Below are 19864 nucleotides of genomic sequence, written 5' to 3'. Positions count from 1 at the left end.
ACGTACACTCAGTATCTATGAGCGCTGGAGTGCAGTACGTCGGTGTGGTCGGGTGCGGCCTGATGGGTGCGGGCATCGCGGAGGTGACGGCGCGCGCCGGCCTCGACGTGGTGGTCGCCGAGTCCTCGGACGCGGCCGCAGCGGCCGGCCTGGCGCGGCTCGAGCAGTCGCTCGCCCGGGCCGAGGCCAAGGGCAAGATCGAGTCCGCGGCCGCCGTGCTCGAGCGGATCCGCGTCGTCACCGACCTCGACGAGCTGGCCGACCGCGAGCTCGTGGTCGAGGCGATCGTCGAGGACGAGTCGGCCAAGACCGAGCTCTTCGCGCGTCTCGACACGATCGTCACCTCGCCCGACGCGATCCTCGCCTCCAACACCTCCTCGATCCCGATCATGAAGCTGGGCGTGGTCACCTCCCGCCCGGCCCAGGTCATCGGCGTCCACTTCTTCAACCCCGTGCCGGTGCTGCCGCTCGTCGAGCTGGTGCCGAGCCTGCTGACCTCCGCGGACACCACCGCCCGCGCCCGCGACTTCGTCGAGACCGCGCTCGGCAAGCAGGCGATCGACAGCCAGGACCGCGCCGGGTTCGTCGTCAACGCGCTGCTCATCCCGTTCGTGCTGTCGGCGATCCGGATGCTCGAGTCGGGCTTCGCCACCGCGGAGGACATCGACCGTGGCCTCGTGCTCGGCGCGGCCCACCCGCAGGGCCCGCTCGCGCTCGCCGACCTGATCGGCCTCGACACGACCAAGGCCGTCGCGGAGTCGCTCTACGAGGAGTTCAAGGAGCCGCTCTACGCCGCCCCGCCGCTGCTCAACCGGATGGTCGACGCCGGCCTGCTCGGCCGCAAGACCGGTCGCGGCTTCTACACCTACTGACCCACCACAGGACGTCACGATGAACGAGTTCCCGATGTACGCGCTCTCCGAGGAGCACCAGGCCATCCGCGAGGCGGTCCGTGCGGTCGCCGACGCCAAGATCGCCCCCTTCGCCGCCGCCGTCGACGAGGAGGCGCGCTACCCGCACGAGGCAGCCGCGGCTCTGGTGGCCTCGGACTTCCACGCACCCCACGTGCCGGAGCAGTACGGCGGCGCCGGTGCCGACGCGCTCGCCACGGTGCTCGTGATCGAGGAGGTCGCCCGCGCGTGCGTGTCGTCGTCGCTGATCCCCGCGGTCAACAAGCTCGGCTCGCTCCCGGTGCAGATCGCCGGGTCCGAGGAGCTCAAGCAGAAGTACCTCGGCGCGCTGGCTCGCGGCGAGGGCGGCTTCTCGTACTGCCTCTCCGAGCCCGACGCGGGCTCCGACGCGGGCGGCATGAAGACCCGCGCGGTCCGCGACGGCGACCACTGGGTGCTCGACGGCGTGAAGCGCTGGATCACCAACGCGGGGGAGTCGGAGTTCTACACGGTGATGGCCGTGACCGACGACGCGAGGAAGACGCGCGGTGGCGTGTCCGCCTTCGTCGTCGAGAAGTCCGACGAGGGCGTCTCCTTCGGCGCGCCGGAGAAGAAGCTCGGCATCAAGGGCTCGCCCACCCGGGAGGTCTACCTCGACCGGGTCCGCATCCCCGCGGACCGGATGATCGGCGAGGAGGGCACCGGGTTCACCACGGCGATGAAGACCCTCGACCACACCCGCGTCACCATCGCCGCCCAGGCCGTCGGGGTGGCCCAGGGTGCGCTCGACTACGCGCTCGGCTACGCCAAGGAGCGGACCCAGTTCGGCAGGTCGATCGCCGACTTCCAAGGCCTGCAGTTCCTCCTCGCCGACATGGGCATGAAGGTCGAGGCCGCACGCCAGATGACCTACGCCGCCGCCGGCCGCTCCGAGCGCGGCGACGACGACCTCACCTTCTTCGGCGCGGCGGCGAAGTGCTTCGCCTCCGACGTCGCGATGGAGGTCACGGTCAACGCCGTGCAGGTCCTCGGCGGCTACGGCTACACCCGCGACTACCCGGTCGAGCGGATGATGCGCGACGCCAAGATCACCCAGATCTACGAGGGCACCAACCAGGTCCAGCGGATCGTGATGGCTCGCCAGCTCCTCGCCGGGGTGCAGTCCGAGCTCTGAGCCACTTGATGCGCGCGTGAGACGTGCGCCTCACCGGGAGCCGCTGGCCGGCGCCCGTCGAGCGAGCCGACGCGGCCGCTGGCTAGCGTCGTACCGTGTCCTCCTCACCTGTCACCGCCGCGTCCGTGCTCGACGACCTCGCGCGAGGCGCGCTCGCCGGCGTGAAGCTCGTGGTCTCCGACCTCGACGGGACGCTCCTCGCCCCCGACCGGACGCTCCCGGCCAGCACGGGCGGGCTCGTGGCCGAGCTGGTCGCGGCAGGACTCACGTTCGTCCCGGCGAGCGGGCGGGCGCACGCCTCGCAGGCCGAGCTCTTCGCCGACGTCCCGGTCATCGACACCTACATCGCCGACAACGGCGCCGTGCTCGTCGAGCACGGTGAGGCCCGCGCCACCGCGACGCTCGACCACGCCTTCGTGCACGAGCTCGTCGACGCCGTACGCCACCACGCGCAGGCCGAGGGCCGCCGGTCCACCGCGGTGGTGTGCGGGACCGAGGAGGCGTGGGTCGAGGTCGACGGCGAGCTGTGGGACGAAGCGCTCAACTACCACCCGCACCTGACGCGCGTGTCCCGGCTCGAGGACGTCACCGACGACGTCATCAAGGTCGCCATCGTCGACCTCGACAGCACCGAGGCGATCGACCGCGACGTGCTGGTGCACTTCGCGGAGCGCGCGCAGGTCACCCGGTCGGGCACCCACTGGGCCGACGTCACCGCGCTCGGCGTGACCAAGGGCCAGGCGCTCCGTGACCTCCAGGCCCGCCTCGGCGTCGGACCGGACGAGACGGTCGTCTTCGGCGACCACATGAACGACCTCGAGATGTTCGGCGAGGCCACCCACTCGTTCGCGGTGGCCCACGCGCAGCCCGCGATCCTCGACGTCGCCCGCCACCGGCTGCCCGACGTGGTCGAGCCCGTGCAGGCCGTCATCCGTCGGATCCTCGAGGACGTCTCCGCCTGACCTCCCGGCTAGAAGAGCCGGTAGTCGTTGCGCGAGACCCGGAAGCCGTGCCCGGAGCCGGTGTTCCAGCAGGTCATCGCGGTCTCCGTGCTCTGGCAGGCGCGGTCCGCGACGACGGAGGTGGTGCCGTACGCCAGCTCGGGCGGCTGGCTGGTGAAGGTCACGTCGCCGCGGCAGATGCCGCGGGCGCCGGTGCTGTCGTTGACCCAGAACTGGTTCTCGGCCCAGTCGAGCTGGCAGTCGGCGGGCTTGCGGAGCGGGCCGTAGGAGCTCTCCCGCACCTCGCACTCGATGCCGAGCTCCAGCGAGCACCAGATGTTGCCGCTCGGCGAGCTCAGCTGGTCCTGCTCCACCACGGCCCCGTCGATGTCGGGCGCGCCGGCCGCCTCGGAGGCCGACTCGTCGGGTGACTCGCTGGGTGAGGCGGTCTCGGTCACCGTCTGCGTCACGGTCGGTGCGGTCGACTCGTCGGCGCTCGCGCCGCCGCCACCACCACCCGAGCATCCGGACAGCGCGAGCACGACCACCACCGCGGCGTACGTCGTGCGCCGCCCCGCCCCCGTCAGCATGCGTCGATGCTCGGAGCGCGGACGGATGCCTGTCAACCGCCGGTCCGGAATGCCCGCCTCCGCGCGTCGGTTGGGACGGACATGACGACCATCGGACTCATCGGAAGCGGACACATCGGCAGCACCGTCGCTCGCCTCGCCCTCGCCGGCGGCCACGACGTGGTGCTCTCCAACAGCAGGGGTCCCGAGACCCTCGCCGACCTCGTCGCGGAGCTCGGCGACGGAGCCCGCGCCGCCACGGCGGCGGAGGCGGCCGAGGCCGGGGACATCGTCGTCGTGACGGTCCCGCTCAAGGCCTACCGTGACGTGCCCGTGGAGCCCCTGCGGGGCAAGACCGTCATCGACACCGACAACTACTACCCCGACCGCGACGGCCGGATCGCCGAGCTCGACGACGAGTCGACCACGACCTCCGAGCTGCTCCAGGCGCACCTGCCCGGGTCGCACGTCGTGAAGACGTTCAACAACATCTTCTTCGCACACCTGGCCACGCTCGCCCGCCCGCACGGAGACCCCGGGCGTTCCGCGCTCGCGATCGCAGGCGACGACGCGGAGGCCAAGGCGGAGGTGACGCGGTTCCTCGACTCGATCGGCTACGACGCCCACGACGTCGGCCCGCTCGCCGAGGGCTGGCGCTACCAGCGGGACACCGCGGCGTACGTCGCCCCCTACGCGCAGCCCGACGCCGAGGACTTCGCCACCGGCACCCGGCAGGCGACCGCCGAGGACCTCGCGACCCTCCTGGGACAGGCCGTCCGCTACCGCGACATGTGAGCCGGCGCCCCGGACTCAGCCTGCGAAGACGGAGCGCCCCGCGGTGGCGGAGGTGCCGAGGTCGCTCTTGGGCAGCGGGTCGCCGGCGCTCGCGGCGGTGATCCACGCGTCGGTGGTGGCGACGGCTGCGAAGTTGGAGTGCAGCAGCACCATCAGCACGTCGTGGAGCTGCTCGGCCGAGACCTTGCCGGCCTCGTTGGCGAGGTGGATGGCGCCGGTCGCGTCGGAGAGGACCTCCGCCTCCAGGCCGAGCTCCTCGGCCGAGACGGCCGTGGCGATGTCGCAGTTGTTGGTCATGTAGCCCACGAGCGAGATGGTGTCGACGCCCTGCTCCGCGAGCCACGCGGCGAGGTCGGTGCCGGCGAAGACGCTCGAGCTCTCCTTCGTGACCCGCTTCCACGCCTCGGTCGCGCGCGACTCGACGTCGGGGTGGACGGTCCAGCTGTGCGAGCCGGCGGCGAAGATCGGTGCGCCCTCGGGCAGCTCGTGCTGCACCAGCACGACCGGGATGCCCTGGTCGTCGGCGACGTCGATGGCACGCACGACGTTCGCCAAGGTCTCGTCGCGGTCGGGGTGCTGGATCTGCAGCACGCCGTCGAAGTACTCGTTCTGGACGTCGACGACGATGAGCGCACGCTTGCTGGGCACGGATCTTCTCCTGGTGGGGGTGTGGGGGTGGGGCGTGGGGGTCGGGCCTCCAGCATGTCCGCTCCTGCCCGAGCACGCATCCCAGGTCGTCGTGGTGACCCTCCTGCACCTCGCGCCTCCGGCTAGCCTCGGGCGCGTGCCCACACTGACGCTGACCATGCCCGACGGCGAGGCCGAGGCCTACCTCGCCACCGCCCCCGACGGGGCCCCGGCTCCGGGGGTGCTGTTCGTGATCGACGCGATCGGCCTGCGCCCGCGGATCGAGGAGATGGTAGACCGGATCGCGTCGTGGGGCTACACCGTGCTCGCGCCCAACGTCTTCTACCGCGACGGCCGCGCCGTCGACGTCGCCCCGAGGGCCGACCTGCGCGAGCCCGGCAACCGCGAGGCGTTCATGGGTGAGGCGATGCAGCGGGTCCGCGGGCTGACGCCCGACCTCCTGGCGCGGGACATCCCGGCCTACCTCGCCGCCCTCCGGGCCCGCCCGGAGGTGTCGGGGGAGGAGGTCGGCACCACCGGCTACTGCATGGGGGCGCGCATCGCGATCCGTGCCGCCGGGGCCGACCCGGACGTCGTCGCCGTCGGCGGCTGGCACGGCGGTGGCCTCGTCACCGACGGGCCCGACAGCCCGCACCTGGCCGTCGCGGGTGCCCGCGCCTCCTTCGCCTTCGGCCACGCCTCCGACGACGGGTCGATGCCGCCCGAGGCCGTGACCGCGCTCGGCGAGGCGATCGACGCGGCCGGGCTGACGGTCGTCAACGAGGTCTTCCCCGGCCCGCACGGCTACTCGATGTCGGACACGTCGATGTACGACGAGGAGTCGGCCGAGCGGCACTTCGACAGCCTGCGGCAGTTGCTCGACTCCACGCTGCGGCGCTGAGCCCCGGCTCAGTCGAGGTCGGGGAGGCTCGCGACGCCCTTGTCGACCAGCAGGAAGGGCGTGTCGATGTCGGGCGTGCCCTCGCCGATGACGGCGGGCTCGAAGCCGCCGAGGTCGTTCTGCACGAGGTAGCGGTTCCGGGTGGTGCGGATCGTCCACGTCGGCTTGCCGTTGCTGGGTGACGCCGACCGGAACGAGAACTGCTGGTGCCGCCTCCCGGCGTCGCACGCCGTGACCACGACGGCCCGCTTGCCGAGCTGCAGGCACAGGGGCTCGCCGCCGCTGCGGAGCGTCGCGGTCCTCACCAGGAAGCGGTCGCCCGTCGGCACGAGCACGAACTGGTTGCGCGGCCCCTGGCCCTCGGCGTACGTCGCCCGCAGGTCGCGGTCGACGCCGAGGATCCCTTCGCTGTTCTTCGGCGCGAGCACGATCCTGCGCTCACCGCTGAACGGATCGGGGCGGCGGCGCCGGCCGGCGAGGCCAGGGCCGCGGTGGAGAGGGTCGCGGTGGTGAGGGTGGCGGCGGCCAGGGCGGCCGCGGTCAGGATCTTCATGGTGGGTGGACGTCCGTGCGCCCCGCGAGGTTGCTCCCGACCGACCGGGGTTCTCCTCAGACGAGCAGCGTGACGAGCGCGAGGGCGACGGTGCCGGCGACGAGGGTGGAGATCGTCGCGAGGAGGAGGGCGCGGACCGGGACGGGCCAGAGGTGTCGGGCCACGATCCCGGTGCCGAGGCCGAACATCGCCGCACTGAGGAGCAGCGTGGTGAGCGAGGCGGCGAGGTCGAGGGCGCCCTGCGGGAGCACGCCGGTGGTCCGGACCGCGACGGCGGCGAGGAAGCCGATGAGGAAGAGCGGGACGAGCGGACCCCGGCGGGTGGCGTCCTCGGAGCGGCAGATGCGCGCGGAGACGATCTGCACGGGGGCGAGGAGGGTGACGCGGGCGAGCTTGACGGTCGTGGCGGTGGCCAGTGCGGTCGCCCCGCCGGCACCGATCAGCGACGCGGCGGCGATCACCTGGGCGACCTCGTGGATGCTGGCGCCCGCCCAGATCGCGGTCTGCTCGTCGGTCAGGCCGAAGGCGCTGCCGAGGGCAGGGACGGCGCCGATCATGATCGTGCCGAAGACGGTGACCAGCGCGACGGCGAGCGCGACGTCGCGGGGCTTCGCCCGGATCGAGGACTCGACAGCGGCGACCGCGGCCGCGCCGCAGATCGAGAAGCCGGCGGCGATCAGGGTGACCAGGTCGCGCTCGAGGCCGAGCAGCCGGCCGGCGAGCTGCGTCGCGGCGTACGTCGTCACGACCGTCGCCAGCACCACGACGATGCCGGAGGTTCCGAGGGCGAGGACGTCGGTGATCGCGATCTTGAGGCCGAGCAGCACGATGCCCGAGCGCAGGAGGAGCTTGTCGAGCCGCGGCGCGGTGCCGACGACGTACCGGCTCACGCCCGGGGTGTTGGCGGCCACGACGCCGATGACCAGCGCGACCAGCAACGGACCCATGAGGGGAGCGACGGTGCTGACGGCCAGAGCGAGGCCCGCGACGGCGAAGGCCACGACCGCTCGGCGGAGGTAGCTGGCGCGCCGCGACGAGGTCCGCTCCTCGACCGGAGGCGGCGACTCGACGACAGCAGGGGAGGGGAGGACGACCACGCGTCAAGGATCTTTCGCGCGACAGGGTGTCGACTAGACGCTGACCCGGGGGCGGGTCATAATCACTGCTTATGAGCAAGGAGCTGGACCTCCAGGCGCTGCGCCTCCTGGTGCTCCTGGAGGAGGAGGGCAGCCTCGGCGCGGCCGGGCGCCGCCTCGGCATCACCCAGCCCGCGGCGAGCATCTCCCTGCGGGCCTTCGAGACGCGCTGGCAGCTGCGCGTCGCCGAGCGCACCCCTCGCGGGACCAGGCTCACCCCCGACGGCGTGACCGTCGCGGCGTGGGCGCGCGACGTCCTCCACCAGATCGACACCGTGCGGGGCGGCCTGCAGGCGCTGAGCGCCCGGCGCTCGCAGGGCGGGTCCGATCTCGGCGTGGCGGCGAGCCTGACCGTCGCCGAGTTCGTGCTGCCACGCTGGATCGGCGAGCTGCGCGCCTCGTTGCCCGAGGTCCACCTGCGCCTGCAGGTCCAGAACTCCGACCGCGTCGACGACCTCGTGCACTCCGGCGAGTGCGCGATCGGCTTCGTGGAGTCCACCCGGGTCTCGGAGGACCTCGCCAGGAGGGTCGTCGGCACGGACCGGCTGGTCATCGTCGTCCCGGCCGCGCACCCGTGGGCGCGCCGCAGCACGCCGCTCTCGCGCGACCAGCTGCTCGCCACCGAGTTCGTCGTCCGTGAGGAGGGGAGCGGCACCCGCAGCACCTTCGAGCGCGCCCTGGCCGCCCAGCCCCGCATCGCGATGGTCGCCACGTCGACGACGGCGATGGTCGGTGCCGCGCTCGCCGGCGTCGGACCTGCCGTCGTGACGCCGTACGCCGTCCGTGCCGGGCTCGACACCGGCGAGCTCGTCGAGGTGCGCCACGACCTCGACCTCGAGCGGCCGCTCACCGCCATCTGGCGTCGCGACCGTCCCCTCGACGGCCCCGCCGCCGCGCTGCTGCGGATCGCCTGCCGCGCCGCCGGCGGGACGCGCCCCGTCTGAATAGGGGCGGGGGCTCAGGTCCGGTCGTCGCCTGGTGTCGGGTGCGGGAGGGTGCGTCCCGGCCGGGCCTGGCCGGGTCCGCTCATCCCTGCTCGCCCGCGTGCTCGAGGGGCTCGCGCGCGGTGAGGAGCGCGCCGGGGTTGAGCAGGCCGAACGGGTCGAGGGTCGCCTTGATCGCGCGTGACACCTCCATCACGTCGGGACCGACCTGGGCGAGGAGTCCGCGGGTCTTGGTGCGACCGACGCCGTGCTCGCCCGTGACCGTGCCGCCGTAGGCGGTGGCGAGCGCCATCAGCTCGTCGAAGGCCAGCCATGCGCGGTCGCGGGCGGCGGCGTCGCCGGGCGGGTAGATGATGCCGGGGTGGAGGTTGCCGTCGCCGGCGTGCGCGACGACGGGGATCTCGAGGTCGTGGCGCACGGCCAGGGCGGTGATCTCGGCGAGCACCTCGGGCAGCCGGTCGACCGGCACGCAGATGTCCTCCGCGAGGAGGGTCCCGCGGGCCTCGGTGGCCTCGCCGGCGCTGCGTCGCGCGTCGACGAACATCAGCCCCTCCTCGGCGACGTCGGTGGTGGCCACCTCGGTGGCGCCGGCCTCCTCGCAGAGCGCCTCGACGGTCGCGATCTCGTCGGCACGGGCGGCCCCGGGTGCGTCGGACTGGACGAGCAGCAGGGCGCCCGCCTCGCGGTCGAGGCCGCGGGGCGAGTGGTCCTCGACCGCGTTGATGGACACCTGGTCCATCAGCTCCAGCATCGCGGGGCGGACGGTGCGTCCGATGCGGGTGACGGCGACGCCGGCGGAGACCAGGTCGGGGAAGGTGGCGACGAGGGTGGAGACCTCGCCCTGCTGGGGGACCAGGCGCAGCACGGCGCTGGTCACGACGCCGAGCGTCCCCTCGCTGCCGACGAAGAGCTGGCGGAGGTTGAGCCCGGCGACGTCCTTCATGGTCTCGCCCCCGAGGCGCAGCAGCCGGCCGTCGGCGAGGACGACCTCGAGGCCGAGGACGTAGTCGGCGGTGACGCCGTACTTCACGCAGCACAGGCCGCCGGCGTTCGTGGCGATGTTGCCGCCGATGGTGGAGATCCGGTAGGAGCCGGGGTCGGGCGGGTACCAGAGCCCGTGCACCGCGGCGGCCTCCTTGACCGAGATGTTGAGGGCGCCGGGCTCGACGTGCGCGACCCGGCGGTCGGCGTCGACCCGGACGCCGGTCATCCGCTCGAGGGTCAGCACCAGGCAGCCGTCGACGGCGGTCGCGCCGCCGGACAGAGAGGTGCCGGCGCCTCGGGGCACGACGGGGACGCGGTGCTGGGTGGCCCAGCGCAGCGCGGCCTGGACCTGCTCCGTGCCCTCGGCCCGGACGACGGCGCACGGCACGCCGGCGGGCAGGTCCTCGAAGCGGTCATGGCGGTACTTCTCGACGCGCTCGGCGTCGGTGACGACGACGCCGTCGGGGAGGGAGGCGACCAAGGCGTCGACCGCGGACCGGGCGGTGGCGGTGACGGACATGCGGTCTCTCCTGCTCTCGTGACGGGGTCGGGACGTGCGGTGCCGCCGCGGCGGCGGGTGGAGGTGCACCCGCCGCCGCGGGGAGCCGGTGTCAGCCCTGGGTCGGGTTCTCCGCGAGGTAGTCCTTCGACCACGCGGTGAGGTCGAGGTCCTTCATCGCCTCCTCGGTGACCGAGGTGTCGACGATGGAGGCGAAGTCGACGTCGTCCTCGAGGATGTTGTACTTCCGCAGCCAGTCGTAGGACTCCTTCACCTCCGACTCCGACAGCACACCGGCCATCCCGCTCTCGCTGCCCGGCTCGGCGCAGATCGAGAAGAAGTTCTGGTTCCAGTCGGCCTGGTCGGCGAGCTGCTCGTCGTACTTGTCGGCGGGCGGGGCGACGTTGGAGAACTTCTCCCAGTGGTCGGCCACCACGCGCTGCGGGTCGTCGGCGCCGAGCTGGCAGGACTTGTAGAAGTTGCGCATGTAGTCGACGAGGAGGTCGTGCTTGGTGTCGAGCACCTCCTGCGTCGTGGTCTGCAGCATCATCCCGGGCAGGTCGGACATGGCCGCCTCGACCGGGGCGAGGGGCTCGTCGGTGAGCGCCGAGATGCTCTGCCACATGCCCTCCCAGCCGGCGATCGCGTCGACGGTGCCGGAGTTGAGGGCCTCGGCCATGGGCGCGCCCACGCCGATGGGGAGGATCTTGACGTCCTTGTCGGGGTCGAGGCCGACCTCCTGGAGCGAGCCGCGCACCATCATGTCGGAGGCGGAGCCGAGCGCGAGGACGCCGATCTTCTTGCCCTCGAGGTCGGCGGCGGTCGCGATGCCGCTGCCCTCCGGGGCCACCATCAGGTAGGCGGGGCCGTTCAGGAAGCCGATGATGCGCAGGTCGGGGTCGAGCTTGGCCGCCGCGTAGGCCGTCGGCGCGGAGCCCTGGGAGATGTCCACCTTGCCGGCGCTCAGCAGCTGCAGCCCTGCGGCGGCGCTCTGGGCGACGTCCCACTTGAGCGTGTAGCCGTCGGCCTTGTCCCAGCCCTCCTCGATCTGCACGGAGCCGAACGGGGCGCCGGAGGGACCGTTGGACGGGTCGCCGTTGACACCGGAGAGGGAGGCGGTGCCGTCGGCGTTGGCCTCGTCGCCGCCACCGCCACAGGCAGCGAGGGACAGGCTGGCGATCGAGAACACGAGTGCCGTCGCCAGGCCGCGGCGCGCGCGGCGGTGGGTGGAGAAGTTCATCTGCTTCTGCTTTCTCTGGTGCGGGTGGGGGTGGTGCCTGTTGTCCCGGGAGGCCCGGGACGACCCGAGGGAGCGCCCGCGTGCGGGCAGGGGTGACCGGGGCGACGTCGCACGTGGTGGTGGGAGTGGCGTACGACGCCGCGATCGGCTTCTTGCTGGTGGTCCGGCCCCGCTTACTTGGGCACGATGGACCGGGGCATCACCTTGTGGAGGATGCTGACGGCCAGGTGGAGGATCGCTCCCGCCACGGCCAGGACGATCAGGACGGCGTAGACCGCGGCCGAGTCGCCGTAGGCGGCACGCTCGGTGATCACGCGGCCGAGGCCGTACTCGGTGCCGACGATCTCGGCGGTGATGACGCCCAGCAGGGCGCCGACCACGGCGATGTCGAGGGCCGGGAAGACGTACGACATCGCGCGGGGCAGGCGCAGGTGCCGCAGCTCCTGCCGCTTGCTGGCACCGATCGAGCGCATCAGGTTGTGCTCGTCGGGGTCGACGTCGAGCAGGCCTGCCATGGTCGCGCTGATGACGGGGAAGAAGGCGAGCGAGGTTCCGATGATGATCTTCGGCGCGTCGCCGTAGCCGAGCCAGACCACGAAGAGCGGGGCGACCGCGATCTTCGGGAAGGCCTGGAAGGCGAGGATGTAGGGGTAGACGGCCGTCTTGACCGAGGCGATGAACGCCATGATCGAGCCGCCGACGATGCCGAGCACGAGTCCGATCACGAAGCTCCACAGCGTGCCGCGGGCGCTGGACATGATGTCCTCGTTCCACACGCCGCCGAGGAGGTAGCTGTCGAGCGCGTTCCACACGTCGCCGGGTGCCGGCACGATGAGGGGGGACACCATGTCCTGGGAGGTGGTGTACCACCAGGCCAGCAGCACGACGGCGGGGACGATCAGGCGTAGTCCGAGGTTCTTGGCGAAGATGCCGGCGCGGCTGGGGGTGGGCAGCACGTCGGGCTGGTCCTTGCGGTTGCGTCCCCTGGACTTCTCGGTCTCGTCGAGGGTGGACGTGGGCTCTGCGGTCACGGTCATGCGGACTCACCTCCGAGGGCGCCGGCCTTGCTGAAGTGGGAGCGGATGGTCGAGACCATCTCGAAGAACTGCGGGTCGGTGCGCAGCGCCGACGTGCGCGGACGGGGCAGGTCGATGTCGACCACGGCCTCGATGCGCCCCGGTCGCGGGGCCATCACGGCGACGCGGTCGGAGAGGTAGACCGCCTCGCTGATGTTGTGGGTCACGAAGATGACGGTCTTCGGGTGGCTGGTCCAGAGCCGCAGGAGCTCGTCGTGCAGCACCTCACGGGTGAACTCGTCGAGCGCGGAGAACGGCTCGTCCATGAGCAACACCTTCGGCTCGCCGGCCAGGGCGCGCGCGATCGAGACGCGCTGCTGCATGCCGCCGGACAGCTCGCTGGGGTAGCGGTCCTTGAAGTCGGCCAGGCCGATGAACTCCAGCAGCTCCGCGGCCCGGTTGCGGGTCTCCTTGGTGAGGGTGCCGGCGATCTTCGCCGGCAGCAGGACGTTCTGCTCGACGGTGTACCACTTGAGCAGGGCGGCCTTCTGGAAGACCACGGAGACCTGCGGGTCGGGCTTCCTCACGGTGCGATCACCGACGACGATGCGACCACCGGTGGCGTGGTCGAGACCGGCGACGAGCTTCAGCAGGGTGGTCTTGCCGCAGCCGCTGGGGCCGACGAGGCTGACGAACTCACCCGGCTCGACGACCAGCTCGGTGGGGCGCAGTGCCTCCACCGGGGAGGCGCCACGGCGCAGGTAGGTCTTGGCCGCTGAGTCGATCGCGATCTGCTCGGCGCCGCCCACGTGCGGGTGGGCGACGAGCTTCTCGGGTGGTGCAGAGACCATGAGGACTCCGTTTCATCGAGGGTGTGACCGGGTGGCGGTGCGGAGGTGTGATCGCGATCACAACCCGGTTCGGGCAACATCTTGTTGGGTGAGTCGGCAACATGTCAATGGATCAAGCGGGGTGTTTTGCGACCGCTGTCACACGAACGATCCCGGCACGTCGTAGGGGTCGATCTGCACGTCGAGGAGGACCGGGCGGTCGCGCTCGGTGAGCCCGGTCAAGGCGGCCTCGAGGTCCTCGAGCGAGCGCACGGTGATGCCGCGCGCGCCCAGGGAATCGGCCACCGGCGCGAAGTCGGGCCAGTCGAAGGTGGAGATGGTCGGGTCGATGCCCTTCGCGACCAGCTGCACGTGCTCGGCGCCGTAGGCCTTGTCGTTGACCACGACGAGCACGAGGTCGGTGCCGGCCCGGACGGCGGTGTTGAGCTCGTTGAGGCCGGCGCTCATGAAGCCGCCGTCGCCGACCACGGCGAGCACGGGCCGCTCGGGAGCGCCGGCGTGGGCGCCGATGGCGTTTCCCAGGCCCAGGCCGATGGACGCGAAGCTGCACGTGTGGACGTACGCCGACGGGTGCGGGACACCGAGCTCGGCGTAGGCGGTGAGGATGAAGCGGCCGTCGTCGATGACCAGGGTGCGGTCGGCGGGGAAGGCCTCGTCGATGCGCCGGAGCACGGCGACCACGTCGAGGCCACCGGTCCGCGTCGGCCGCAGGGCTGGGCGCGGGTTCTTGAGTGCGAGCGCCAGCGCGTCGTCGGCGAAGCCGGTGGGGGAGTGCTCGACCTCGTCGAGCAGCTCCACGAGGGCCTCCGCCACGGCGCCGGCGTCGCCGACGATGCCGACGTCGGCCGAGGACCACGTGTCCGGGCGCCCGGGGTCGGAGTCGACGTGGATGACGCGCTTGCCCCGGAGCAGCGAGCCCTCGGCGGTCGTGAAGTCGTTGAGCGCGGCTCCGAAGGCGACCACGCAGTCGGCGCGGTCCAGGGTGGCGAGCGCGGTCTCGTGGGAGAGGGTGCCGCAGATGCCGAGGTCGTGCTGGTGCCCGGAGAACAGGCCCTTGCCGCGCAGGGACGTCGCCACCGGCGCACCGATCCGCTCGGCCAGGGTGACGAGCTGGTCGCGGGAGTGGCGGGCGCCGCGTCCGCCCAGGACCACCGGGCGTCGGGCCGAGGCGAGGATGCCGGCGGCGTCCTCGAGCGCATCCTGGTCGGGCCGCGTCCGGCGGTGGCGCACCGACGCCCGCGGCACCGGGACGTAGTCGACCTCGGTCCACTGGAAGGTGATCGGGATGTTGAGCACGACCGGGCGTGACTCGGCCACGGCCCGACGCAGTGCCCGGGCGAGGTCGGCGGCGACGTCCTGGGGCGTGGTCGCCGGCTCCCAGCCGGCCCCGCTCACCTGGACCACGCTGTGCTGGTCGATGCTCTGCAGGTGGCCACGGACCTCGGGGTTGGTGTCGCCGGCGATGACCAGGACCGGCATCCGGGCGCGGGTCGCGTCGACCAGCGCGGTGAGCGCGTTGGTGAGGGCGGGGCCGTGGGTCACGGTGGCGACGCCGACCGTGTCCGCGGTGGAGGCGTAACCGGTGGCTGCGAGGACGCCGGCGCCCTCGTGGGCCACCGCGACGTAGTGCCCGCCGGCGCTCTCCCACGCTTGCATGAAGTAGAGGTTGGCGTCGCCGAGGACGCCGAAGACGTCGGTGATGCCCTGGTCGGCCATCGCCCGGGCCAGTGCCTGGTGGTAGTACATCGCGGTCCTTCCGGCGGCAGCTGCATCTGTGGTAGAAGTGATGCTCGCCACACACAACAGGCTGTTGTGCGATTCGTCAAGGTGTCATTCGAAAATCGGATACCCCCCTCCGACGGGGACATGGGTCGTCCGGACGCCCGGCCACCGCACGGGCCCGAGATGGAGAACGAGAGCCACATGCGCACCGCCCCACCTGACCAGGACGCCGTCCCGTACGCCCATGTCCACGTCGACGCCCTGGTCCGCTGACACCGATCCCTGAAGGAGCCCTCGCATGACCGACCGACTGAAGAACAGGACCGTCCTGGTGACCGGAGCCCTCGGCGGCATCGGCTCGGCGACCGTCGACCTCGCCGCCCGCGAGGGTGTCGGCACCGTGGTGCTGGCCGACCTCGACGAGTCCCGCGTCGAGGATGCCGCCGCAGCCCTGCGCGACCGGGGTGTGCGTGCCGTCGGTGCTGCCCTCGACGTGGCCTCGGAGGGGTCCTGGCAGGAGCTCGTCTCCCGCCTCGAGGCCGAGGTCGGTGGGGTCGACGTGCTCGTGAACAACGCCGGCATCACCAACCGCTTCGGCATCCTCGAGACCGCGGTCGAGGACTGGGACCGGGTCATCGGGGTCAACCTCACCGGCGTCTTCCTCGGCATGAAGCACGCCGGCCGCTCGATGGTGGGGAACCGCGGGGGCAGCATCGTCAACATCGCCTCGTTCGCGTCCCACACCGGCTACCGCGCAGCGTCGTACGCCGCCTCGAAGTGGGCCGTGCGCGGCCTGACCCAGACCGCAGCCGACGAGCTCGGTCCGCGCGGGGTCCGGGTCAACTCGGTGTCGCCGGGCTTCGTGCCCACGCCGCTCACCGAGAACGCACCGAACCTGGTGCGGTCGTTCAGCGACGCCACGCCGCTCGGTCGCACCTGCGAGCCGGCGGACATCGCCTCGGCGGTGGTCTACCTCGCCAGCGACGACTCGTCCTACGTCTGCGGGCACGACCTCCTGGTCGACGGGGGCTTCTTGTCCAACACCATCCGGGACGTGAGGGCCTAGGTCGTTGACACATCGCCGAGTCACTCGTCACTATGTTGTCCGAACTGCGTGACGCCAGTCACAACCATCAGCAGCTCGACCAGCACGTCCATCGGTGAGGAGAGCTCATGTCGGACCGGGCCGTGATCGTGGCAGCCGCCCGATCGCCCATGGGCCGCGCCTACCGGGGAGCCTTCGCCGGGACCCGGCCGGAGGACCTCGGCCGCCAGGTCATCGAGGCGGCCCTGGCGCAGGTGCCCGAGCTCGACCCGCACACGATCGACGACATCGTGCTCGGCTGTGGCCAGCCGGGCGGCGAGCACGGCAGCAACATCAGCCGGGTCATCGCCGTCCAGCTCGGCCTCGACACCGTCCCGGCCATGACGATGACCCGCTACTGCTCGGCGTCCATCCAGGCGTTGCGCACGGCGCACCACGCGATCGTGGCGGGGGAGGGCGACGCCTTCGTCACCGGCGGCCTCGAGCTCGAGAGCCGGCACCGCCGGGGCACCAGCGACCACCTCCCGGCCGACGCGCAGGCGCTCGTCGGCGGGACCTGGCAGCACCACGGGTACGACGAGGCGAACGCGCGGGCGCTGGCCCGCGAGCAGGGCGGCGACCTGTGGTCCGACCCGCGAGAGCGCGGTGAGCTGCCCTACGTCTACATGGAGATGGGCCGCACCGCGGAGAACGTCGCCGGACTCAAGGGCGTCTCGCGCCGCGCCCAGGACGAGTTCGCCCTCCGCAGCCAGCAGAAGGCGGAGGCTGCCATCGCGGCCGGCTTCTTCACGACCGACATCACCCCGGTCCGCAACGCGGCCGGCGACTGGGTGAGCGAGGACGAGTCGCCCCGTGTCGGCTCGACGATCGAGAAGCTCGCCGCCCTCCAGCCGGTGTTCCGCACGGCCGAGGAGGGAGGCACCGTCACCGCCGGCAACGCCTGCCCGCTCAACGACGGGGCCGCCTCGATCATCGTGATGCGCGAGTCCCGCGCCCTCGAGCTCGGCATCCGGCCGCGGGCACGCATCGTCGCCAGCGGCGTCAGCGCCCTCTCGCCGGAGATCATGGGCCTCGCCCCGATCGAGGCGTCCCGGCAGGCGATGCGCAGGGCCGGTATGACGATCGACGACATCGACCTCGTCGAGCTCAACGAGGCCTTCGCGGCGCAGGCGATCCCGTGCGTCGACGAGCTCGGCGTGCCCGACGACAGGCTCAACGTCCACGGCGGCTCCATCGCGATCGGGCACCCGTTCGCGATGACCGGCACCCGCCTGGTCACCACGCTCCTCCACTCGCTCGAGGCGCGCGACCAGCAGACCGGCCTCGCCACCATGTGCGTCGCCGGCGGCCAGGGCATGGCCATCGTCATCGAGCGCGTCTGACCACGCCGCGCTCCCCACCCACCTCCCGATCCAGGAGCCCCGTTGACCCTCACCGCCGCACCCGACCTGCACCAGGCACCCTCCGAGGTCCTGTGGACGCCGGCCGACGGCCGCCGCAGCACGTCGCTCGACGGCTTCCTCGCCTGGCTCGCCGAGGGCCACGGCCTCTCCTTCGACGACTACGACGCGTTCCTGGCGTGGTCGATCGATCGGCACGACACGTTCTGGTCGCTGCTGTGGGACTGGGGCGGCCTGCCCGGCTCGGGCCACGTCGCGCTGCGTCCCGAGCAGCGCGACCAGGTCTTCAAGCCCGCGTGGTTCCCCGGCGCCGAGCTCAGCTACGCCGAGTGGATGCTCGCGATGCCGGGCCGCGCCGACGACGACCTCGCGCTGCTGGGCTACTCCGACAGCCGCCCCGACTCGACGCTGACCGTCGCCGGGCTCCGCGACCTGGTCGGCCGGATCCAGGAAGGGCTCCGCGCCGCCGGCGTCGGTCGCGGCGACCGCGTGGCGGCCTACGTCCCGAACATCCCCGAGACGGTCGCGCTGCTCGTGGCCACCGCCGGCCTGGGTGCGGTCTTCACCTCGTGCGCGCCGGAGTTCGGCGTGCAGAGCGTGATCGACCGCTGGCGCCAGGTCGAGCCCAAGGTCGTCGTCGCCATCGACGGCTACCGGTACGGCACCAAGGACGTCTCCCGCCACGAGGAGGTCGCCTCGATCGTCGCCTCGCTCCCGACGGTCGAGCAGCTCGTCGTGCTTCCCTACCTCGCCGGTGCGCCGGCGATCGAGGGGGCGAGCGGGACGTGGGCCGAGCTCACGGCCACGCCTGCCGCACCGACGATCGAGCGGGTGCCGTTCGACCACCCGCTCTACATCCTCTTCTCGTCGGGCACCACCGGACTGCCCAAGGCGATCGTGCACGGCCACGGAGGGATCACGCTCGAGCACCTCAAGTCGCTCGCGTTCGCCCACGACGTCCAGCCCGGCGACCGGATCTTCTGGCAGACCACCACCGGCTGGATGATGTGGAACCTCGTCGTCTCGGGCCTGGGCCTCGGCGCTGCCGTCGTCACCACCGACATCAACCCGACCTCGCCCGACGTGGGCGCGTTGTGGCGGATCGCCGACCACGCCGGCATCACCCACTTCGGCACCTCGCCGGGGTTCCTCCAGCTCTGCCGCCGGGCCGGCTTCGTCCCGCGCGACGAGGTCGACACCTCCGCGATCCTCCAGCTCGGCGTCACCGGCACCGCGTGCCCCGGCGACCTCGCCGCGTGGGGGTGCGCCTCGATCTCCGACGACGTACGCCTGATGTCCGGGTCGGGCGGCACCGACATCTGCTCGGGCTTCGTCGGCGACTCCCCGAGCCAGGACGTCCGCACCGGTCGGATGGCCTCGGCCTACCCCGGGGTCGCGGTGGCGGCGTACGCCGCCGACGGCACGCCGCTCGTGGGCGAGCAGGGCGAGCTCGTCATCACCAGGCCGATGCCGTCGATGCCGATCGGCTTCTGGGGCGACGTCGACGACGCGCGCTACCGGGCGGCCTACTTCGAGGACTTCCCGGGCGTGTGGCGCCACGGCGACTGGATCACCTTCTGGGAGGACGGCTCCTGCGCGATCTACGGTCGGTCCGACGCCACGCTCAACCGGGACGGCGTACGGCTCGGGACGGCGGAGTTCTACGAGCTGCTCGACACGATGCCCGGGGTCGACGACGCCCTCGTGGTGCACGCCGAGCCCAGCCCCGGCGAGGGCGGCAAGCTCCTGCTCTTCCTGGTGCTCGGGGACGGCCAGGCGCTCGACGACGACCTGCTCGGGCGCATCCGCGGCGCCATCAAGTCCCAGCTGTCCCCACGCCACCTGCCCGACGAGGTGCTCGCGATCCGCGACGTGCCGCGCAACCTCACCGGCAAGCGGCTCGAGGTGCCGGTCAAGAAGATCCTCGAGGGGGCGGCCGTCGCCGACGTCGCCACCCCCGGTGCCATGCAGAACCCCGACTCCCTGGACCAGTTCACCGCCTTCGCGGTCAGGTCCTGAGTCCACCAGCCCCCTACAAGAGGAGAAGCACACCCATGTCCGACGCCACCCCTGCTCCCACCCACGACGAGTCCAGCTCCGTGTGGAACACCACCTTCCTCGGCCGTCCCCTGGTGGTCGGCGAGACCGCGGAGCGCACCCGCACGATCACCCAGGACGACGTCGACGCCTTCGCCAAGGCCAGCGGTGACTACAACCCGCTCCACTTCGACGACGACTTCATCGACGACTCGACGATGTTCGAGGGCCGGATCTCCCACGGCGGCCTGATCATCGGCGCCATCAGCGAGGTCGGCGCCCAGGACATCCCCGGCCCCGGCAGCGTGTTCCTCTCGGTCAGCTGGCGCTTCGTCGCCCCGGTCTACATCCCCGACGAGGTCGTCTCGCGCGTCGAGGTGCTCGAGGTGCGCCACGACAAGCCGATCGCCAGGCTGAAGCAGACCGTCACCCGCTCCGACGGCCAGGTCGTGCTCGACGGCGAGGTGCTGACCTACATGTCGCCGCGCAAGTCGCTGCTCGCGGCCACCGAGGCCGCGAAGAACGACGCCTGAGCCTGCC

19 protein-coding genes are annotated in these 19864 nt (G+C 72.0%); 10 read left to right on the top strand and 9 right to left on the bottom strand.

The annotated features are described in order from the left end of the window. Window positions 1-17: 17 nt before the first annotated feature. From EUA93_RS01200 to EUA93_RS01190, 3 genes are all read left to right on the top strand, one after another. A complete protein-coding gene (locus tag EUA93_RS01200) occupies window positions 18-872 on the top strand; it encodes a 3-hydroxybutyryl-CoA dehydrogenase (RefSeq protein WP_129398017.1) in 855 nt (284 codons plus the stop codon). A gap of 19 nt (window positions 873-891) precedes the next feature. Continuing rightward, entirely contained in the window at window positions 892-2064 is a 1173-nt protein-coding gene (locus tag EUA93_RS01195; RefSeq protein ID WP_129398015.1) for an acyl-CoA dehydrogenase family protein, read from the top strand. Between the two features lie 95 nt (window positions 2065-2159). Then, window positions 2160-3026: an HAD-IIB family hydrolase gene (locus tag EUA93_RS01190; protein ID WP_129398012.1), complete on the top strand. Its 867-nt coding sequence runs from the start codon at window positions 2160-2162 to the stop codon at window positions 3024-3026. Between the two features lie 8 nt (window positions 3027-3034). On the opposite strand, the gene EUA93_RS01185 is transcribed toward EUA93_RS01190, so the two are convergent. Continuing rightward, entirely contained in the window at window positions 3035-3595 is a 561-nt protein-coding gene (locus tag EUA93_RS01185) for a DUF6636 domain-containing protein (protein ID WP_129398010.1), read from the bottom strand. Between the two features lie 81 nt (window positions 3596-3676). Between EUA93_RS01185 and EUA93_RS01180 the strand changes: the two genes are divergently transcribed. Further along, on the top strand, window positions 3677-4369 hold the full coding sequence (locus EUA93_RS01180) for an NADPH-dependent F420 reductase (protein WP_129398008.1): 693 nt from the start codon (window positions 3677-3679) through the stop codon (window positions 4367-4369). Window positions 4370-4384: 15 nt separating this feature from the next. Here EUA93_RS01180 and EUA93_RS01175 read toward each other — a convergent pair whose 3' ends face one another. Further along, window positions 4385-5017 carry a cysteine hydrolase family protein gene (locus EUA93_RS01175; protein WP_207208574.1) on the bottom strand — a complete coding sequence of 211 codons (633 nt, stop codon included), beginning with the start codon at window positions 5015-5017 and terminating at the stop codon, window positions 4385-4387. A gap of 136 nt (window positions 5018-5153) precedes the next feature. Between EUA93_RS01175 and EUA93_RS01170 the strand changes: the two genes are divergently transcribed. Then, window positions 5154-5897: a dienelactone hydrolase family protein gene (locus EUA93_RS01170; protein ID WP_242497192.1), complete on the top strand. Its 744-nt coding sequence runs from the start codon at window positions 5154-5156 to the stop codon at window positions 5895-5897. Window positions 5898-5905: 8 nt separating this feature from the next. On the opposite strand, the gene EUA93_RS01165 is transcribed toward EUA93_RS01170, so the two are convergent. Both EUA93_RS01165 and EUA93_RS01160 read right to left on the bottom strand, forming a co-directional pair. Then, complete coding sequence (locus EUA93_RS01165; RefSeq protein ID WP_129398005.1) at window positions 5906-6325, bottom strand: hypothetical protein; 420 nt, start codon at window positions 6323-6325, stop codon at window positions 5906-5908. A gap of 181 nt (window positions 6326-6506) precedes the next feature. Further along, window positions 6507-7547: a YeiH family protein gene (locus tag EUA93_RS01160; RefSeq protein WP_129398003.1), complete on the bottom strand. Its 1041-nt coding sequence runs from the start codon at window positions 7545-7547 to the stop codon at window positions 6507-6509. A gap of 71 nt (window positions 7548-7618) precedes the next feature. On the opposite strand from EUA93_RS01160, the gene EUA93_RS01155 reads away from it, so the two are divergent. Beyond that, window positions 7619-8530 (top strand): LysR family transcriptional regulator, encoded by a 912-nt coding sequence (locus EUA93_RS01155; RefSeq protein WP_129398001.1) that lies wholly within the window; start codon window positions 7619-7621, stop codon window positions 8528-8530. An 82-nt stretch (window positions 8531-8612) separates the two neighbouring features. On the opposite strand, the gene EUA93_RS01150 is transcribed toward EUA93_RS01155, so the two are convergent. The 5 genes from EUA93_RS01150 to EUA93_RS01130 all read right to left on the bottom strand — a co-directional run bounded on the left by EUA93_RS01150 (window position 8613) and on the right by EUA93_RS01130 (window position 14866). Beyond that, window positions 8613-10034, bottom strand: coding sequence for an FAD-binding oxidoreductase (locus tag EUA93_RS01150; RefSeq protein WP_129397999.1), 1422 nt, complete (start codon window positions 10032-10034; stop codon window positions 8613-8615). Between the two features lie 91 nt (window positions 10035-10125). Next, window positions 10126-11253, bottom strand: coding sequence for an ABC transporter substrate-binding protein (locus EUA93_RS01145; protein ID WP_129397997.1), 1128 nt, complete (start codon window positions 11251-11253; stop codon window positions 10126-10128). A gap of 173 nt (window positions 11254-11426) precedes the next feature. Beyond that, entirely contained in the window at window positions 11427-12290 is an 864-nt protein-coding gene (locus tag EUA93_RS01140) for an ABC transporter permease (protein ID WP_129397996.1), read from the bottom strand. Continuing rightward, window positions 12287-13120, bottom strand: coding sequence for an ABC transporter ATP-binding protein (locus tag EUA93_RS01135; RefSeq protein ID WP_129397994.1), 834 nt, complete (start codon window positions 13118-13120; stop codon window positions 12287-12289). The genes EUA93_RS01140 and EUA93_RS01135 overlap by 4 nt, the downstream gene beginning before the upstream one ends. Window positions 13121-13258: 138 nt before the next feature. Then, window positions 13259-14866, bottom strand: coding sequence for a thiamine pyrophosphate-binding protein (locus EUA93_RS01130; RefSeq protein ID WP_129397992.1), 1608 nt, complete (start codon window positions 14864-14866; stop codon window positions 13259-13261). 274 nt (window positions 14867-15140) lie between these two features. Here EUA93_RS01130 and EUA93_RS01125 point away from each other — a divergent pair, with 274 nt between their 5' ends. The 4 genes from EUA93_RS01125 (at window position 15141) to EUA93_RS01110 (ending at window position 19857) form a co-directional block, all read left to right on the top strand. Continuing rightward, window positions 15141-15908: an SDR family NAD(P)-dependent oxidoreductase gene (locus EUA93_RS01125; RefSeq protein WP_129397990.1), complete on the top strand. Its 768-nt coding sequence runs from the start codon at window positions 15141-15143 to the stop codon at window positions 15906-15908. A gap of 107 nt (window positions 15909-16015) precedes the next feature. Continuing rightward, window positions 16016-17269, top strand: a complete 1254-nt coding sequence (locus EUA93_RS01120) for an acetyl-CoA C-acetyltransferase (RefSeq protein ID WP_129397988.1) — start codon at window positions 16016-16018, stop codon at window positions 17267-17269. A 42-nt stretch (window positions 17270-17311) separates the two neighbouring features. Further along, complete coding sequence (locus EUA93_RS01115; RefSeq protein ID WP_242497191.1) at window positions 17312-19306, top strand: acetoacetate--CoA ligase; 1995 nt, start codon at window positions 17312-17314, stop codon at window positions 19304-19306. Window positions 19307-19341: 35 nt separating this feature from the next. Beyond that, on the top strand, window positions 19342-19857 hold the full coding sequence (locus tag EUA93_RS01110; protein WP_129397986.1) for a MaoC family dehydratase: 516 nt from the start codon (window positions 19342-19344) through the stop codon (window positions 19855-19857). Window positions 19858-19864 lie beyond the last annotated feature (7 nt).

It is taken from the genome of Nocardioides oleivorans, from assembly GCF_004137255.1.
Taxonomy (GTDB): Bacteria; Actinomycetota; Actinomycetes; order Propionibacteriales; family Nocardioidaceae; genus Nocardioides; species Nocardioides oleivorans.
This window is presented reverse-complemented; position numbering and strand designations above follow the sequence as displayed.

Bases quoted from the DNA above. Each gene is read 5' to 3' on its own strand.
- EUA93_RS01200 (WP_129398017.1), top strand. From the start codon at position 18: ATGAGCGCTGGAGTGCAGTACGTCGGTGTGGTCGGGTGCGGCCTGATG.
- EUA93_RS01195 (WP_129398015.1), top strand. From the start codon at position 892: ATGAACGAGTTCCCGATGTACGCGCTCTCCGAGGAGCACCAGGCCATC.
- EUA93_RS01185 (WP_129398010.1), bottom strand. From the start codon at position 3,595: ATGCTGACGGGGGCGGGGCGGCGCACGACGTACGCCGCGGTGGTGGTC.
- EUA93_RS01180 (WP_129398008.1), top strand. From the start codon at position 3,677: ATGACGACCATCGGACTCATCGGAAGCGGACACATCGGCAGCACCGTC.
- EUA93_RS01155 (WP_129398001.1), top strand. From the start codon at position 7,619: ATGAGCAAGGAGCTGGACCTCCAGGCGCTGCGCCTCCTGGTGCTCCTG.
- EUA93_RS01150 (WP_129397999.1), bottom strand. From the start codon at position 10,034: ATGTCCGTCACCGCCACCGCCCGGTCCGCGGTCGACGCCTTGGTCGCC.
- EUA93_RS01145 (WP_129397997.1), bottom strand. From the start codon at position 11,253: ATGAACTTCTCCACCCACCGCCGCGCGCGCCGCGGCCTGGCGACGGCA.
- EUA93_RS01140 (WP_129397996.1), bottom strand. From the start codon at position 12,290: ATGACCGTGACCGCAGAGCCCACGTCCACCCTCGACGAGACCGAGAAG.
- EUA93_RS01135 (WP_129397994.1), bottom strand. From the start codon at position 13,120: ATGGTCTCTGCACCACCCGAGAAGCTCGTCGCCCACCCGCACGTGGGC.
- EUA93_RS01130 (WP_129397992.1), bottom strand. From the start codon at position 14,866: ATGTACTACCACCAGGCACTGGCCCGGGCGATGGCCGACCAGGGCATC.
- EUA93_RS01125 (WP_129397990.1), top strand. From the start codon at position 15,141: ATGACCGACCGACTGAAGAACAGGACCGTCCTGGTGACCGGAGCCCTC.
- EUA93_RS01120 (WP_129397988.1), top strand. From the start codon at position 16,016: ATGTCGGACCGGGCCGTGATCGTGGCAGCCGCCCGATCGCCCATGGGC.
- EUA93_RS01110 (WP_129397986.1), top strand. From the start codon at position 19,342: ATGTCCGACGCCACCCCTGCTCCCACCCACGACGAGTCCAGCTCCGTG.